Consider the following 15796-nt stretch of genomic DNA (forward strand, 5'->3'; position numbering starts at 1 on the left):
CTCCAGCCGAGTCCGAGCAACCCCGCAAGAAGCGGCGCAATCAGCAGCAGCAAACAGAATCCGCTCCGGCCGAGCAGATCGCTCCGGCCGAGACCGAGCAACCCCGCAAGAAGCGGCGCAATCGGCAGCAGATCGAAGCGGCCCCATCGGAACAACCGGCCGAGCAGGCAGCGCCGGCAAACGACAACCAGCCCAACGTCAATCCGCGCAAGAAGAAGCAAAAACAGAACCAGCAGATCGAGGCTGCCCCGGCAGAACAGGCTCCGACTGTCGAGCCCGGACAAAAGCCGGGCAAGCGCAAGAAGCCTGCTGAATTGACCGGACCCGCCACGGAGGCGGAAGGCCAGCCGGCGCCGACCAATAAGGAAGCGACCCCACAGGCCCAACCGGCTCCGACCGAGCAGCAGGCCGCTCCCGTCCAGGGCGAACAGCCCCAGGACAAGATCAAGAAACGTGGCAAGAGGCCTGTCGGCGAACAGCCGGTGACAGGAGAGCAACAGCCCTCGACCGGCGAACAGCCTTCGACTGGCCAGGCCGCGCCTGTCCAGGGTGAAAATCCGGTCCAGGGTGAAGCCCAGGCCAATCCGAACGAGGCACCTGTTCTGGACAGCCAGAAGGATGTCTTGCGCAAGCGCAAGGGTGGCAAGGAGCGCGGCCAAAATGCCGGTAAGCAGCAGGGCAACCAGCCCGCCCAGCAGGGCGAGAACCAGGTGGAAGCCCCGAAGCCGGCTCCGGTCGAGGAGGGATCGCCACCTACCGACGATAAGGCGGCCCAGCAGGCGATCAAGCCTGAAAAGATCGTTCCGGTGACGGAGGAAAAGGGCAAGCGCGTCGAGCGTGCGCCGGACATCGAGGATGTTCACCGCCGTCCGCGCCCCCAGGGCACCAACGTCGTCAGGGAATTCGGCGACCGCGTCATCCTCCAGTTCAACAACCAGACGTTCGTCGAAAGCAGCGATGCCCCGCGCATGCACCGCGGCGCCAGGAATGTCTATTATGAGGACCTGTCGGGCGATCGCACCCGGGAAATCGTCGAGCGTGACAATGGTGTCCGGATCGTCACCATCCGCAACCGCTACGGCGACGTCATCCAGCGTTCACGCATCGCGCCAGACGGCCGCGAATATGTGCTGAGCTATGTCGACGAGCGGAACTATGACGATGATGCAGACTGGCGCGACCCGGGCGACGACCTGCCGCCGATGCGCCTTACCATCCCGCAAGAGGAATACATTCTGGATTCCGAAGAGGTCGAGGATCCGGACGACTACTACACGTTCCTCGAACGGCCGCCGGTCGAGAGGGTCCAGCGCCTCTATTCGATCGACGAGGTCAAGCGCTCGGCCCGCGTGCGCGACATCGCCCGCCGCATCGACCTCGACACGCTCAACTTCGAATTCGGTTCGGCCTCGATTTCCGACACCGAGGTCCAGAAGCTGGAGGGTGTTGCCAACGCCATGGACAAGCTGCTGAAGAAAAACCCGGCCGAGAGCTTCCTGATCGAGGGCCATACCGACGCTGTCGGCACACCGGAAGCGAACCTTGCTCTGTCCGACCGCCGCGCCGAGGCGGTCGCCGAAGCCTTGACCAATGCCTTTGGCATCCCGCCGGAGAACCTGACGACGCAGGGCTATGGCGAGGAGTATCTCAAGGTCAACACGTCGGGACCCAACCGCGAGAACCGCCGCGTCGCCATCCGCCGGATTACCCCCCTGGTAGCGCCGGTGGCCAGCGCCCAATAGACCGCAATGTGAACCGCGCGATTTGATCAACCATTGAATCGCGCGGTCATCAATCTTGAAACGCGCGGTTACCCATCCCAGATTCTGGAAAGGGCGTTCCCTGCCCTGTCCCGACTCCAGCGGGACACACGAGCCCCGCCGGTTCCCCTCCCCGGCGGGGTTTCGTTTTTTTGCAACCTTGCAAACCGCCGCAGCCTGCCCGAAATACGGCACTCCGACAACGGAGCCCGAATCGCCGCATGAAGCGCCTCGAACTCGCCATCGAATCGATCATTCTCGCCTCGCGCTGGCTGCTGGTCGCCTTCTATCTCGGACTGGGTGCGGCACTTGCCATCTATGCCGTGTCCTTCGGCAAGAAGCTGTTCGAGTTCGTCTCCGTCGCCTTCACGCTCGATGACACCGACACCATCCTGAAAATACTCGGCCTCATCGATGCCGCGCTGGTCGCCTCACTGGTGGTGATGGTGATCATCTCGGGTTACGAAAACTTCGTCAGCCGCTTCGATGAAAATGACGGCAAGGTGCATTGGCTGGGCACGATCGATGTCGGCTCGCTGAAGGTCAAGGTCGCCTCGACAATCGTAGCGATCTCCTCGATCCACCTCTTGCAGGTGTTCCTGAACTCGGTCTCCTACACGACCGACCAGCTGATGTGGCTGACCATCATTCATCTGGCCTTCGTTCTGTCGGCACTGATGCTTGCCTATATCGACCGGCTGATGGGTCTTGGCAAAGCCAAGAAAGCCGAGGAGTGAGCACGCGTCTGTGCCGGTCTTTAAGAGATATGCCTGTCAGCTAGATACTGTCCGTCAGTAGATACCTTTGATTTTGGTATCCGACCGGCCGAACACCTCGTCCGGCACAAAAAAGTCGCCGGCGAGCGGGCCTGTCGCACCCGGCGCATAGGCCGAGAAATCGCTGACGCCCTCAGCGCGCAGCACTTCTTCGTCAATGTAGAAATTGCCGGTCGCCTCACGCGACGGCCTGACCAGGATGGCGTATGCCGCATCGGCCATGATGTCGGGCGAACGGCTCATCGCCGCCACCGTCGCCCCGCCCAGGAGGTTACGCACCGCCGCCGTGTCGATGGTCGAGATCGGCCATAGCGAATTGACCGCAATGCCGTCCCTGGCGAACTCGGCGCTCATGCCCAGCGTGCACATCGACATGCCGAACTTTGCCATCGTGTAGGCGACATGGTTTTTGAACCACTTGGCCTTCATGTCGAGCGGCGGCGCCAGATTCAAGATGTGAGGATTTTCCGCCAACCTCAAGTGCGGAATGCACATTTTGGAGACGAGAAAAGTGCCGCGCGTGTTGATCTGGTGCATCAGATCGTAGCGCTTCATATCGGTCTCCAGCGTGCCGGTGAGTTGGATGGCACTGGCGTTGTTGACGCAGATATCGATGCCGCCGAACCTCTCCACGGTCTTGGCGACCGCTTCGGCGACCTGTTCTTCATCCCGAATGTCGCACAGCACCGGCAGCGCCTTGCCGCCGGCCTGCTCGATCTCGTGCGCCGCCGTGTAGATCGTCCCGGGCAGCTTCGGATGCGGCTCGGCGGTCTTGGCCGCGATCGTCACATTGGCGCCATCGCGCGCGGCGCGCAGCGCAATCGCCAGCCCGATGCCGCGCGACCCGCCGGAGATGAAAAGCGTCTTTCCCTTGAGCGACATCCTTGCGCCTTCCTTCAACATGAAAGACACGATCCTTGCGCGGCCGAGAACCGCCGCGCAAGGCCCAACACACCGGATGCGGGTTACGCTGCGTCGGCCTTGAGACAATCTGAGCTAGACCAGCACCAGGCCCTGCCGCATGGCGATGGCGATCGCATCGGTGCGGTTGGCGGCACCGAGCTTCGTCAGGATCGCTGCGACATGGAACTTCGCCGTATGCACGGAGATGTTCAGCCGCCGCGCGATGACCTTGTTGGGGGCGCCCTCGGCCAGCAGCGCCAGCACCTCGCCTTCCCGCGGCGAAAGCGTCGGCCGGACGATATGCTCGTCAGTCGGTTCCTCTTCGAACCGGTCGCTGTCATGGAAGGTCAAATCGTGATGCTGATCGGATAGAGCATGGCTGTCGCGCGAAATCCGGTAGCCCGCAGCCGCCAGCCGCGCGGCGGCGGCGATCAGCAACTCGTCCGCTTGCACCGGCAGCACGGCAAACACTGTATCGGCCGGCCGTTCGCGGGCCGCTCGCGACGATAGCAGCACGCGAGGCATAGCCGCGTCGACGAGCCCGCCTTGTAGCCCATGATCATCGACGATGGCGACATCCGCCGCCTCACGCCCGTCGACTTCGCCGGCCAGAACCGGCCGCAGATCATCGGTCGCGGCGAGAACGGCGGACAGACTTCGCGCGCGCTCGACGTCACCGAGCGCGATCAGCACCGTCAGCCGTCTGCCAGCGACCTCACCGCTTACCATCTATCCCTCAGCTCAGTGGCTTTTCACCGATGGTCAGGGAAACCTCACGGTTCTCGCCGCCGCGCACCACGCCGAGTGTCACCGAGGCACCGGCGCTGTCCGGCCCGAGCTTGCGGATCAGCTCGCGCGGCCCATGCACCGTCTCTGCGTTCCACGACACGATGATGTCGCCGAGACTGAGACCGGCTGATTTCGCCGGCCCGTTATCGTCGAGGCTCATCACCATGGCGCCCTGGGTATCACCATTGCGGACCGGATGCAGGCCGGCGCCAAGATAGCCGCGCGCCACATGACCCTTCTCGCGCAGCGTCGTGACTGCCCGCTCGATCGTTTCGTAAGGCATGACCAGCGCCCGCCGGCGTGGCCCGAACAGCAGCATGCCGATCAGTCCACCCTTGGCGTCGAGCACAGGGCCACCCTCGAAACGGCCGCCGGCATTGACGGCAAGGTTGATGCGCCGGTCGATCGTGCCGCCGCGCATTGAACGCCAGGCCGGGCCGACCTCGCCGACCGTGCCGAGGGTAGCGAGCGAGGTGCCGTCGCTATTGCCCGCCACGACCGCCAGGTTGCCCGGCCGCACCGCATCCGCCTTTACCAGTGACGGGGCGCCCGGCGCGCCGGCCGGTTTCAAAACGGCCGTGCCGGTGGACGGGTCGCGGCCGACCAGTTCCGCCTTGACGGCTTCGCCCGAAGAAAACGTCAGCTCGATCTCCTCGCCGGCCTCGACCGCCTCCTCGGCAGTGACGAAATAGCCGTCCCGCCAGTGGAAAGCAGTTGACGTCCGGTGGTGGGTCGCGAAGCTGGCCGTCGCTGGTGCCGCGGCTGCCGCGATGTCGGCAATGGCGTCGGAAAACGTGCTCAGATTGAAATCGCTCATGATCTGTCTCCTGGGTTCTTCGTGACCCAGATATCGCCCGGCAGGACGTTGGCGGATACTCGCCTGACGGCTAGTTTGGGCATGTGACTGGCCATCTGGTCAGGTCGCGGCCGGTCCGGCCGCTCCGCACATATAGGCATTGTTCATCTTGTTCCAAACGGAGCCCTCGGATGGCCCTGCCCGCCCAGCAATTGCAATATGACGATGCCCTTCTCGATGCCTATTCGGCGACGGTCGCCGATGCCGTCGACCGCATCGGGCCCGCCGTCTGCCGCATCGAGCGCATCGGTGGCCCGGGCGGCCATGGCTCCGGCTTCGTCATCGCGCAGGACGGGCTGGTCGTCACCAACTTCCACGTCGTCGGCGATGCGCGCAGCGTGCGCGTATCAATGCCGGATGGCGCCTCCAGGGAAGGCCGCGTGCTCGGCCGCGATCCCGACACCGACATTGCGCTGGTGCGCGCCGACGGCAACTTTGCCGACGTCGCGCCGCTTGGCGATTCCAAGCGATTGAGGCGCGGCCAGATTGCTATTGCCATCGGCAATCCGCTCGGCTTCGAATGGACCGTCACCACTGGCGTCGTCTCGGCACTCGGCCGCTCGATGCGTGCCTCCACCGGCCGGCTGATCGACGACGTCATCCAGACCGACGCCGCGCTCAACCCCGGCAATTCCGGCGGACCGCTGGTGTCCTCGGCTGGCGAGGTGATCGGCGTTAACACCGCGATGATCCACGGTGCGCAAGGCATCGCCTTCGCGGTTGCCTCCAACACCGCCAATTTCGTCATCTCGGAAATCATCCGCTTCGGCCGTGTGCGCCGTGCCTTCATCGGCGTTTCCGCCGACACCACCAACCTGCCGCGCCGCGCAGCCCTTTTGTCGCAAGTATCGAGCAGCACGGCGGTGCGCCTGCGCACCGTCGAAAAGAACAGCCCGGCGGCCAAAGCCGGCCTCAGGGAAGGCGACATTATTGCCGCCATCGACGGCCGTCCGGTCACCGGCGTCGACGATCTGGTGCGCATGCTCGACGTCGAGCGAATCGGCCGCGAGACACTGTGCACGGTGGTGCGCCGCTCCGGCATTACTCAGGTCACCGTGATGCCGTTGGCGCGGGCGAGTTAGCGCGCCGCAGCACCCTGCGCATATTGCGCCATAAATTCTGGGCTCGGCGGGATCGGCCTGATCACGTCGATCAGCACGCCATTGGGATCCCTGGTGATGAAATGGCGCTGGCCGAAGGGTTCGTCGCGTAGCGTCCGCAGGATCGGCAGGCCAGCGGCGGTGATCCGCTTATAGATGGCATCCGGATCCCTGACCTCGAAATTGATCAGCAGGCCAGATGTGCGGCCCCGCCCTTCCTCCGGGATCGTCTCATGATCGCCCTGGACGATGCCGAGGTTGACGCGACGGTCTTCGGCCGAGCGCAGATGCACGTACCAGTCGGCCTCAAACAGCGGCTTGAAGCCGAAATGCGCAACATAAAAGGCTGCCGTGCCGGCAACGTCGCTCGTCATCAGCACCGGATAATAGCTCGTCGTCCTCATCTTTCCTTCTCCCGGCAAATAACATACAGTCTGCAGGTAAATGGAATTAACATACAGGCTGCATGTATGCAACAAGGATCCGCTCGTCGCTCCAACCGTGATCGCACCGCCGCGACACGCGCCGAGCTCATCGCCGCGGCTCGCAAACTGTTCACCGAAAAGTCCTATGCCGAGACCGGCACACCCGAGATCGCCGCCGCTGCCGGCGTCACGCGCGGCGCGCTCTATCATCACTTTGCCGACAAGCAGGCGTTGTTTGCCGCTGTGGTCGAACAGGAGGCGCAAGCCGTCTCGGAAGAGATCGAACGCGCGTCGCCGCCTTCGCTATTTGCCCGCGATGCGCTGATTGCCGGCTCGGATGCCTATCTGGCTGCCATGCGTGCGCCCGGCCGTACGCGGCTCTTGCTGCTTGATGGCCCGGCCGTGCTGGGCCGCGCCGCCATGGATGCGATCGACAATCGCCATGGCAACCGTTCGCTGCGCGAAGGCCTTGTTGCCGCGATGCGCTCGCACTCCATGACGAGACTGCCTGTGGAAGCACTGACCGCTTTGCTCGCAGCCGCCTTCGACCGCGCAGCGCTCGCCATCGAAACTGGAGCATCGATCGAGGACTATCGCGCCGTTCTCATGGCGCTGATCGACGGCCTGTCTCCGGCTGCTCCTCAGGTATCTCACCCGGTTCGAACTCGTTGAAACAGCCTAGCTGGCGCTTGAACTGGTCGATCAGCCAGGCGGCCGCCGGTTTCGGGCTGCGATCGGCGCGGTGCATGGCATAGAGCGGCGAGCGGACTTCGCTGTAAGGCTCGAGATCGAGTTCGACGAGCCGGCCGGTCGCCAGATCATCGGCAATCAGCCATCGCGGCAGCCCGCCCCAGCCCAGCCCCTCGCGCATCAGCACGTGCTTGGTGCGCACATCCGTCAGCCGCCAGGTGCGGTAGGCGAAGACGCCATAGTCACGCCCGCGCGTACGCTCGGACTGGTCCGAGACGACCAGTTGGATGTGTTCGCGGACATCCTCTAGCGCCACTGGTCTCGGCAGCAGCGCCAGGGGGTGATCAGGCGCTGCGGCTGGCACCAGGGAGAAGAAGCCGATGCGAAGCAGATTCACGTCCGTCTCACCCAGAAGCCCCCCGATGCCGAGATCGGCCTGTCCGCCGACAACATGATCGAGGATAAGGCCAAGCGAGCCGATATGCAGACGCAGCGTCACGGCCGGGAACTGCGCCTCGAATGCCTTTAGCACCCGAACCAGCACCGGCGACGGTAGCGTCACGTCGACCGACAGCGTAACTTCCGCCTCCAATCCCTGCCGGTATCCGTCGACACGCGAGCGGATGCGTTGCAGCACGCCGACCATGCGCCGCGCATCTTCCAGCGTCGCCTTGCCGACATCGGTCAGTTGCGGTTCACGCGTGCCCTCGCGCTCGAACAGCTTCAGCCCGAGTTGCGCTTCGAGGTTGGCGATGGCGTAGCTGATCACCGATTGCGCGCGATTCAATTTGCGCCCGGCGGCCGAGAAGCTGCCGGTCTCGGCCACCGCAACCAGGATCTGCAGTTGGTCAAGCGTCGGGTTCGGCTGCATCGTTCAATCCACATTTTAGATGGATAATATACAAAATATACCAGTTTTTCAAATGGGTCCGCGCACACATATCTGCCGGGAGATTTTGATCCAACCCTGGAGACCCCATTATGTCCATCCTTCTTGTCACATCGAGCCCGCGCGGCGCTGCCTCGCACTCGACCCGAATTGCTACTGAATTCGCTGAAAAGCTTGTTGCCGCCGATCCGTCGAACATCCTTGTCGTGCGCGACCTCGTCGCCAATCCGTTGCCGCACATCGACGCCGATTATGCGACCGGCATCTACACGCCGGCCGAAGCGCGCACCTCACGCCAGGCTGAAGTCGTTGGCGTTTCCGATGTGGTTCTGGATGAACTGTTCGCGGCCGATACGGTGATTCTCGCCACCGGCTTCATCAACTTCAACATCTCCTCGACGCTGAAGTCCTGGGTCGATCACATTGCCCGTTCCGGCAAGAGCTTTGCCTATGGCGAGAACGGCCCCAAGGGGCTCGTCACCGGCAAGAAGGTCTACATCGTACTGGCTTCGGGCGGCATCTATTCCGAAGGTGCGGCCGTGCAGTTCGATCACGCCATTCCCTACCTGCGCAGCGTGCTTGGCTTCCTCGGCATGACCGATGTCGAGGTCATCCGCATCGAAGGAGTCGGCATGGGCGCCGATGCGGTGGCAGCAGCGCTGGCCAAGGCCTCGACCAAGGTCGACGCCATTGTGGCCGCGACCGGTAATGCCGAGCGCGTCGCCACCGCGGCGTAAAGCGTCAGCATCATCTGAATTGTACAAGGGCAGGCGCCCGGCGCCTGCCCTTGTTTTTCGTTAGCGACAGCCTGTGGTGGGCCACACAACCGCCATTGGTTATTCCGCTTGTCTGCGCTATCGGTCGCGGATGTTCCTGTCCGTTGCCACAACGCACCGTCCGGCCACCGATCTCGGTTTCTTGCTGCACAAGCATCCGGATCGCCTGCACGAGACCGACCTGTCTTTCGGCAAGGCGTGGCTGTTCTATCCCGAGGCAACCGAAGACCGTTGCGAGGCTGCACTCCTGCTCGATGTCGATCCTGTGGGACTGGTGCGGGGCAAGGGCCAGGCAGAAGGCCTGCTCGACCAATATGTGAACGACCGGCCTTACGCAGCATCATCCTTCCTGTAGGTGGCGCTGAACAAAATGCTGCGGACGGCGATGACCGGTATATCGAAGGAGCGCCAGGAACTGGCCGACAGCGAACTGCCGCTGGAAGCCGTGGTTACGCCACTGCCAATGCGCGGCGGTGAGGTTCTGGTTCGAAGTTTGTTCGAACCCTTGGGCTGGACAGTCGATCTGACGCCAATCGAAGGAATCGGGGGTGCTGCAGGCGAGCCCCGATACGGCCATCTGAAGCTGACCGCCACGGGCCGGCTCCGCGCCTTGTTGAATCACCTCTATGTGCTGGTCCCGGTGATGGACGATGCCAAGCATTACTGGGTCGGCGAAGCAGAGATCGACAAGCTGCTGTCCAAGGGAGAGGGCTGGCTGGAAAACCATCCGGCCAAAGACCTGATCGTGCGCCGCTACCTTGGCAATCGCCGGGCTTTGGCCCGCATCGCCCTGGAGCGGCTGGCTCCCGAGACGGCTGGCGAGGCACAACCTGCCGAGCTGCGCGTTACGCCCGAGGAAGCGCTGGAGACGCCGATCCGGCTCAACGATCTGCGCATGGAAGCTGTAGTCCAGGCCATTCAGGCGACGGGGTCAACCTCGATTGCAGATTTAGGATGCGGCGAAGGCAAGCTGCTCGGTCGGCTCGTGCGCGAGCGATGGGTTCATAAGCTGTTCGGGCTGGATCCGGCGGTACGCGAACTGGAATGGGCTGCAAAGCGTCTCAAGCTGAACGAATTAGGCGGGCCGCCCGAGGGCCGGGTCACGCTGCTGCATGGATCGCTGACCTACCGGGACAGCCGTTGGGCCGCAGCCGACGTCGCCGTTCTGGTCGAGGTCATCGAGCATCTCGACGAGGACAGGCTGCCCCTGGTCGAACGCATCGTTTTCGGTGAGACGGCGCCCAAATCCGTCATCGTGACCACTCCGAATGCGGACTACAACGCTCTGTTTCCAAGACTGGTCCCTGGCGCATTTCGCCATCCCGATCACCGTTTCGAATGGAGCCGGGCTCAGTTCCAAGCCTGGGCGGCCAAAATCGGCGAGATCTATGGCTATGCAGCCACCTTCAGCGGTATCGGAGCCGAGGACCCGACCCTCGGCGCCCCCACACAGATGGCGGTGTTCACTCGATGAGAGAACCCGATAAGACCAACCTCACCATTCCTGACTTCGCCCTCGTCGTGCTGATCGGCTCGACCGGATCGGGCAAGTCGACTTTCGCCACCAAGCATTTCCTGACGACCGAGATTATCTCCTCGGACCAGTGCCGGGCGCTGATCTCCGACGACGAAACCGACCAGGACGTCTCTGCGGATGCCTTCGATCTGGTTCGCGAAATAGCCGGCAAACGGCTTAAACACCGCAGGCTGGCCGTCATCGACGCCACCAATGTGCGAGCCGCCGACCGCAAGGCCTGGATTGAGCTGGCGCGCAAGTGGCACGCTTTGCCCGTCGCCGTGGTCCTCAATCCAGGCGTCGAGGTGTGCGTCGCACGCAATGCGGTGCGAGTCGACCGGCCGTTCGGCGCCGGGGTCGCCCAGCGCATGACAACCGAGATCCGCAAGGGTCTTGGCGCCCTCCAACGCGAGGGCTTCCGCCAAGTCTGGAAGCTTACCAGCGAGGCCAGCATCGACGCGGCCGAGGTGTCGCGACAGCCGCTGTGGACCGATAAGCGCGACGACCATGGCCCGTTCGATATCATTGGCGACATCCACGGCTGTTCGGATGAGCTTCATATCCTGCTCGCTCGATTGGGCTACAGCATCGTCTGGTCTGAGCATCAGGGCGACCGAACGGTCACCGTGGTCCCACCAGAGGGCCGCAAGATCGTCTTTGTCGGCGACCTCGTCGATCGCGGCCCCGACTCGCCCGACGTGCTGCGCATTGCCATGAGCATGGTCGCGGCTGGAACCGCATACTGTGTCCAGGGCAACCATGAACGCAAACTCAGCCGCCGGCTAGAAGGCCGCAAGGTCACGGTCGCTCACGGCCTCCAGCAGACTGTCGATCAGCTAAGTGCACAGGACCGAGGCCTGCGCGAGGCGCTGCCGGCCTTTCTCGACGGCCTGCGCAGCCATGTCTGGCTCGATGGCGGAGGCCTCGCCGTCGCCCATGCCGGCCTCAAGGAAGAGATGATCGGACGCGGTTCCGGCGCTGTGCGCGAGTTCGCTCTGTACGGCGAGACCACAGGCGAGACCGACGAGTTCGGGCTGCCCGTCCGTGCCGACTGGGCTGCGGCCTATCGTGGCAAGACGGCCATTATCTATGGACATACGCCCACGCTATCGGCCGAATGGGTCAACAACACCCTGTGCATCGACACCGGATGCGTATTCGGCGGCAAGCTGACGGCCTTGCGCTGGCCGGAACGCGAACTGGTCGAGGTGCCGGCAATCGAGACCTGGTCGGAGCCGATACGTCCGCTGGGCGGGTCCGGTCCCGGTAAATCGGCACAGGCCGACGCCGACGGCGTGCTCGATTATCAGGATGTCTCCGGTCGCCGTTGGATCGAGACCGGACTGAGGGGCCGGATTGTCGTGGCCGAGGAGAACGCGTCGGCAGCACTGGAGGTGATGAGCCGCTTCGCGCTCTCGCCGCAATGGCTGATCTATCTGCCGCCGACCATGTCGCCGTCCGAGACCAGCAGCCAGGACGGCTGGCTGGAACGTCCGGAGGATGCCTTCGCTTACTTCCGCGAGCGCGGCGTTGCGCAGATCGTGTGCGAGGAGAAGCACATGGGTTCGCGGGCAGTGATCGCGCTCTGCCGCAACGCGCAGGCGGCACGCAGCCGCTTCGGGGTCCCTGGCGACGAAACCGGCGCAATCTGGACCCGCACCGGACGCTCCTTTTTCAACGACAGTGCCATGACGGAGGGCCTGCTCGCCCGTCTCCGCGCCGAGGTCGACACGGCGGACCTGTGGAAAGAATTGAACAGCGACTGGCTGCTGCTGGACGCCGAGATAATGCCTTGGTCGGCCAAAGCCGGCAGTCTGATCGAAAGCCAGTATGCGCCTGTGGCCACATCCTCTGCCGCCGGTCTCAAGGCCAGCAGCGAGGCGCTGGCCCGTGCGATGGCGCGCGGCGTCGATGCAGCCGGCCTGAACGCACGCCTTGAAGGCCGGGCCGTCCGCGCAGCCAAATACGCCACCGCCTGGGCGCCCTACGTATGGCCAGTTTCGGGCGTCGAGGACCTTAAGGCCGCGCCTTTCCACCTGCTGGCCAGCGAGGGACGTGTTTGGTTTGACCAGGACCATGTCTGGCACATGTCGCTCGCGGACCGTCTGGCTGCCCGTGGCGGCGTGGTCACGCCGACTCGATGGCGTATGGTTGATCTGGCTGACGGCAGCGCGTGTGCCGAGGCCGTCGCCTGGTGGGAAGCGCTGACTGGCTCAGGCGGCGAAGGCATGGTGGTCAAACCACGCGACTTCGTCAGCCGTGGCAAGAAGGGGCTCATCCAGCCGGCGCTGAAGGTCCGCGGCCCGGAATATTTGCGCATCATCTATGGTCCCGAATATGACGCGCCCGACAATCTCGTCCGCCTCCGAGAACGCGGCCTGGCCGGCAAGCGCAGCCTGGCGCTCAGAGAGTTCGCGCTTGGACGAAGCGCTAACGCGATTTGTCGCCAAACACCGCTGCGCCGGGTTCACGAGTGTGTCTTCGCCGTGCTGGCGTTGGAAAGCGAGCCAATCGACCCAAGGCTGTAGTAGCCGATCTATCCGAAGATCTTCTCGCCTTGCTCGTCGACCAGCTGGATGCCCTTTTTGATCGAGATGTCGACGGCATCATCAAGCCCGGCAAAGCGGTCGGCGCGGATGAATTTGTGCTCCTTCATCACGCCGTCGATCTCCTTCGAAACCACGCCGCAGGTCTGGTACTGGCCCTCCGCCTTGTAGGGCGTGGCGCTGATCAAAAATCCCTTGTGCTCGATCTGCTTTGCCGGCGCCGCTGTCTTTGGCTCGGCGGCTTCGTTGCCTCCGCCGAAAAGACGCTTCAGAAAAGACATGGGTATCCTCCAACGGCAATCATCCTGCACCACATAGCGCGGTGCAGGATGATTTTCAGTACCGGTCCTTGGCCGAGCGGGCAAGGGCCGCAGCTAGCTTGGCACTCAGAGATCAGTCGCGCGACAACGCTTCCAAGGCCTCTGCGGCAGCTTCCAATATGCTGATTGCCTCGGCCTGCTTTGCTTCAGGCGCATCGGCGATTTCGCCGAGCGCGGCGCGCAGCCGGTGGCGCACGGCGCGAAACTCGTCGCGCTTTTCCGAGCGGCCGCGGCCGCGCCGGCCGCCGTCCTCGTCATCGTTCCAGCCGAACCAGTCGCGCGCCTTCGCCATCTTGCGGCCGAAGCGCTCGAGATGTTCGAGCACGTGGTCGATCATCTCGCGATTTTCGTTGAGGTGCGCCTGCCCAGCCTCGGTGATTGAAAACACCTTCTTGTTGCCTTCCGCCGCAGAAACGGCGTAGCCGGCCTCTTCCAGGAAGGTCAGCGTCGGGTAGACCACGCCGGGGCTCGGGCTGTAGAAGCCGCTGGTGCGCTCCTCCAGCGCCTTGATGATGTCGTAGCCGTGCCGCGGCGCCTCGGCCAGCAGCGACAGCGTGATCAGCTTGAGATCGCCGTCGGCCAGCATGCGGCCGGCGCGGAACATGTCGCCCGGCCCACCGCGTCCGCCGCCTCTCATGCCATGCCCGAACGGGCCAAAGCCGCCGCCACGTCCGCCGAACTTGCCGGCCATATCCATGAAGACGCGCTCGGCGCGTTCGCCGAAACGGTGACGGCTGAAATGTTTGTCTTTGTGCATTGTCTGCTCCTTGAGTTATGTCTTACGATATATCTCAACTAAGTGCCCGCCACGGTCGAGTCAAGATATATCTTACGATGTATCTGAAAATGGCACCAGCAGGATTGATTTCGCCAGCGAGGGCAGCTAGAGGGTGCATGAGGGCCGAAGGCCGCTCCGTAAGCGTCTGACGTGAAGCAACGCATCCACCCCGGTCGTTCCGGGCAGTTACGCCGACAATACCGGCGAATGGATGCAAGGCGACGAACCGGATGCTTCAGGGAAATCCAAATGACCATGAAAACCCCGCGCAGCAAGCTGCCTGCGCGCTATGCCGCCGTGCTCGGCCCGCTGGTGCTGTCGTTGCTGATGACGTTCATCGTGTCGTTCATCTCGACACTGAAAAGCCTTGGCTTCCAGCCCGACATGCTGGCCACTTGGCTGACGGCTTGGGGCCTGTCCTGGCTGGTGGCCTTTCCGACGCTGCTGCTGGTGCTGCCGGCGGTGCGCCGCATCGTTGGCTGGCTTTGCGAGCCCGTGGCTCGATAGCAGGGCACGCGAAAGGCCTGGAAACAATCTCCGGACCTTTCGGTGCGGAGCGAATAATACCCATTACCAGCGGCCTTTGCGCCGGTTCCAGGCATAGAGCAGATCGGCAAAGCGATCATAGCCATAGCGCGTCAACGGCAGTGCGCCGGGATTGCCGAACAGCGTTGCGAGCCAGCCTTCGCCGGGCGTCGTCCGCCATACAGCAATGGCAACATCGGCGCCGGCCAGCAATTTGCCGTCGGCGTCGATCGCATACAGCCGGCGCCGGATGTCCTCCAGCCTTATGCCGTATCCGGCCAGCGCCGCCGGTTCGGCATTGATGTCGCGAAATTCGATCCGCCCGGCCTTGACCGCCTCGATCAGCCGCCGCTTCTGCCGGTTGATACCGGCATCACAGACCGGACAGCGCGTATTATACCAGACGGTAAGCAGAGGCTTGCTCATATTTCGAAACGGCACCAGAGGACACGCACGGATTATCCGAGAAATGCCGTTGCGCCGCAACGTGACACGATACCGGCGGAATGGCCGGTTTCGCTGATCCAGGTCGCCCAAAGGGTACGCAGCGGTTTTACGATAACGACATGCATAAAAAGAAGAGCTTAAAGCGCGTCGCAAAGGCCGTTCAGCGCGACGCGCTTCAGGAGCAGCGGCTCACCCGAGCGAGGTGATGATCTCGCGATAGGCATCCTCCGGGAAAGCCTTGAGCGTCCGAGTCCTGACGTTGCCAGCCGTCGCCAGCATTAACGAGAAACGAGCCAAGACGGCATCGTCGGGCGCTTCGAGCACCGCCACCATGTCGCAATCCCCCATGGTGAGATAAAATGCCTTGAATGATCCGCCCATGTCTCCCAGCATCTTCTTGGCGGCATCGAGCCGCTTCGGCGACTCGCGCACGTTTTTGGCGCCTTGTTCCGTCCAGTTGATCAGCACGATGTAAGTTGTCATGGCACACCTCCCTCCGGGGCCACGGAGCACGGCGTCAACCGCCGGGGCGGGCATCCGGGTTTGTCGCCCAGAAATGCATCCGATACGAAATTATCCTCCCGCAAGCCGCAGGCCGCAAGAGCGATAGCGTCGAATGTCGTAAGCAGATGAGTTGTCCGGGTTAGGTAGCAGACGAGTTGTCCGGTTTGATCTTCAGCGAACGGAGGCTGGGGATGAG

16 protein-coding genes and 1 pseudogene are annotated in these 15796 nt (G+C 63.3%); 8 read left to right on the plus strand and 9 right to left on the minus strand.

The window, feature by feature from the left end; translation table 11 throughout:
• Both NKI58_RS34455 and NKI58_RS34460 read left to right on the plus strand, forming a co-directional pair.
• On the plus strand, positions 1-1742 hold a 1742-nt coding region (locus NKI58_RS34455), incomplete at its 5' end, for an OmpA family protein (RefSeq protein ID WP_352826163.1).
• A 239-nt stretch (positions 1743-1981) separates the two neighbouring features.
• Positions 1982-2497, plus strand: coding sequence for a TIGR00645 family protein (locus NKI58_RS34460; protein WP_023678280.1), 516 nt, complete (start codon positions 1982-1984; stop codon positions 2495-2497).
• A 54-nt stretch (positions 2498-2551) separates the two neighbouring features.
• Here NKI58_RS34460 and NKI58_RS34465 read toward each other — a convergent pair whose 3' ends face one another.
• From NKI58_RS34465 to NKI58_RS34475, 3 genes are all read right to left on the minus strand, one after another.
• Positions 2552-3418 (minus strand): SDR family oxidoreductase, encoded by an 867-nt coding sequence (locus NKI58_RS34465; protein ID WP_352450797.1) that lies wholly within the window; start codon positions 3416-3418, stop codon positions 2552-2554.
• A 114-nt stretch (positions 3419-3532) separates the two neighbouring features.
• Positions 3533-4168, minus strand: a complete 636-nt coding sequence (locus tag NKI58_RS34470) for a helix-turn-helix transcriptional regulator (RefSeq protein ID WP_352787146.1) — start codon at positions 4166-4168, stop codon at positions 3533-3535.
• A gap of 7 nt (positions 4169-4175) precedes the next feature.
• Positions 4176-5045: a S1C family serine protease gene (locus NKI58_RS34475; protein WP_352787142.1), complete on the minus strand. Its 870-nt coding sequence runs from the start codon at positions 5043-5045 to the stop codon at positions 4176-4178.
• 170 nt (positions 5046-5215) lie between these two features.
• On the opposite strand from NKI58_RS34475, the gene NKI58_RS34480 reads away from it, so the two are divergent.
• Positions 5216-6166 carry a S1C family serine protease gene (locus NKI58_RS34480; RefSeq protein WP_352854451.1) on the plus strand — a complete coding sequence of 317 codons (951 nt, stop codon included), beginning with the start codon at positions 5216-5218 and terminating at the stop codon, positions 6164-6166.
• On the opposite strand, the gene NKI58_RS34485 is transcribed toward NKI58_RS34480, so the two are convergent.
• On the minus strand, positions 6163-6588 hold the full coding sequence (locus NKI58_RS34485; protein WP_023678285.1) for a VOC family protein: 426 nt from the start codon (positions 6586-6588) through the stop codon (positions 6163-6165). The genes NKI58_RS34480 and NKI58_RS34485 overlap by 4 nt on opposite strands.
• Before the next feature lie 66 nt (positions 6589-6654).
• On the opposite strand from NKI58_RS34485, the gene NKI58_RS34490 reads away from it, so the two are divergent.
• Positions 6655-7281 carry a TetR/AcrR family transcriptional regulator gene (locus NKI58_RS34490; RefSeq protein ID WP_023678286.1) on the plus strand — a complete coding sequence of 209 codons (627 nt, stop codon included), beginning with the start codon at positions 6655-6657 and terminating at the stop codon, positions 7279-7281.
• On the opposite strand, the gene NKI58_RS34495 is transcribed toward NKI58_RS34490, so the two are convergent.
• Positions 7214-8170: a LysR family transcriptional regulator gene (locus NKI58_RS34495; protein ID WP_023678287.1), complete on the minus strand. Its 957-nt coding sequence runs from the start codon at positions 8168-8170 to the stop codon at positions 7214-7216. The genes NKI58_RS34490 and NKI58_RS34495 overlap by 68 nt on opposite strands.
• 110 nt (positions 8171-8280) lie before the next feature.
• Between NKI58_RS34495 and NKI58_RS34500 the strand changes: the two genes are divergently transcribed.
• From NKI58_RS34500 to NKI58_RS34510, 3 genes and pseudogenes are all read left to right on the plus strand, one after another.
• Positions 8281-8925, plus strand: a complete 645-nt coding sequence (locus NKI58_RS34500; RefSeq protein ID WP_352787132.1) for an FMN-dependent NADH-azoreductase — start codon at positions 8281-8283, stop codon at positions 8923-8925.
• A gap of 130 nt (positions 8926-9055) precedes the next feature.
• Positions 9056-10438, plus strand: a pseudogene (locus NKI58_RS34505) (3' terminal RNA ribose 2'-O-methyltransferase Hen1).
• Positions 10435-13008: a polynucleotide kinase-phosphatase gene (locus tag NKI58_RS34510; RefSeq protein ID WP_352854452.1), complete on the plus strand. Its 2574-nt coding sequence runs from the start codon at positions 10435-10437 to the stop codon at positions 13006-13008. Before NKI58_RS34505 ends, NKI58_RS34510 begins: the two are co-directional and overlap by 4 nt.
• An 8-nt stretch (positions 13009-13016) precedes the next feature.
• Here the strand turns inward: NKI58_RS34510 and NKI58_RS34515 are convergent, their stop codons facing one another.
• A complete protein-coding gene (locus tag NKI58_RS34515; RefSeq protein WP_023678291.1) occupies positions 13017-13307 on the minus strand; it encodes an HlyU family transcriptional regulator in 291 nt (96 codons plus the stop codon).
• A gap of 112 nt (positions 13308-13419) precedes the next feature.
• Positions 13420-14103 (minus strand): PadR family transcriptional regulator, encoded by a 684-nt coding sequence (locus tag NKI58_RS34520; protein WP_352787125.1) that lies wholly within the window; start codon positions 14101-14103, stop codon positions 13420-13422.
• Positions 14104-14373: 270 nt separating this feature from the next.
• Here NKI58_RS34520 and NKI58_RS34525 point away from each other — a divergent pair, with 270 nt between their 5' ends.
• On the plus strand, positions 14374-14631 hold the full coding sequence (locus NKI58_RS34525) for a DUF2798 domain-containing protein (RefSeq protein WP_031212108.1): 258 nt from the start codon (positions 14374-14376) through the stop codon (positions 14629-14631).
• 63 nt (positions 14632-14694) lie between these two features.
• On the opposite strand, the gene NKI58_RS34530 is transcribed toward NKI58_RS34525, so the two are convergent.
• Positions 14695-15075: a thiol-disulfide oxidoreductase DCC family protein gene (locus NKI58_RS34530; RefSeq protein ID WP_352787123.1), complete on the minus strand. Its 381-nt coding sequence runs from the start codon at positions 15073-15075 to the stop codon at positions 14695-14697.
• A gap of 210 nt (positions 15076-15285) precedes the next feature.
• Positions 15286-15579: a GYD domain-containing protein gene (locus NKI58_RS34535; RefSeq protein ID WP_023678296.1), complete on the minus strand. Its 294-nt coding sequence runs from the start codon at positions 15577-15579 to the stop codon at positions 15286-15288.
• Positions 15580-15796: the final 217 nt, after the last annotated feature.

Source organism: Mesorhizobium sp. M0522, assembly GCF_040321085.1.
GTDB lineage: Bacteria > Pseudomonadota > Alphaproteobacteria > Rhizobiales > Rhizobiaceae > Mesorhizobium.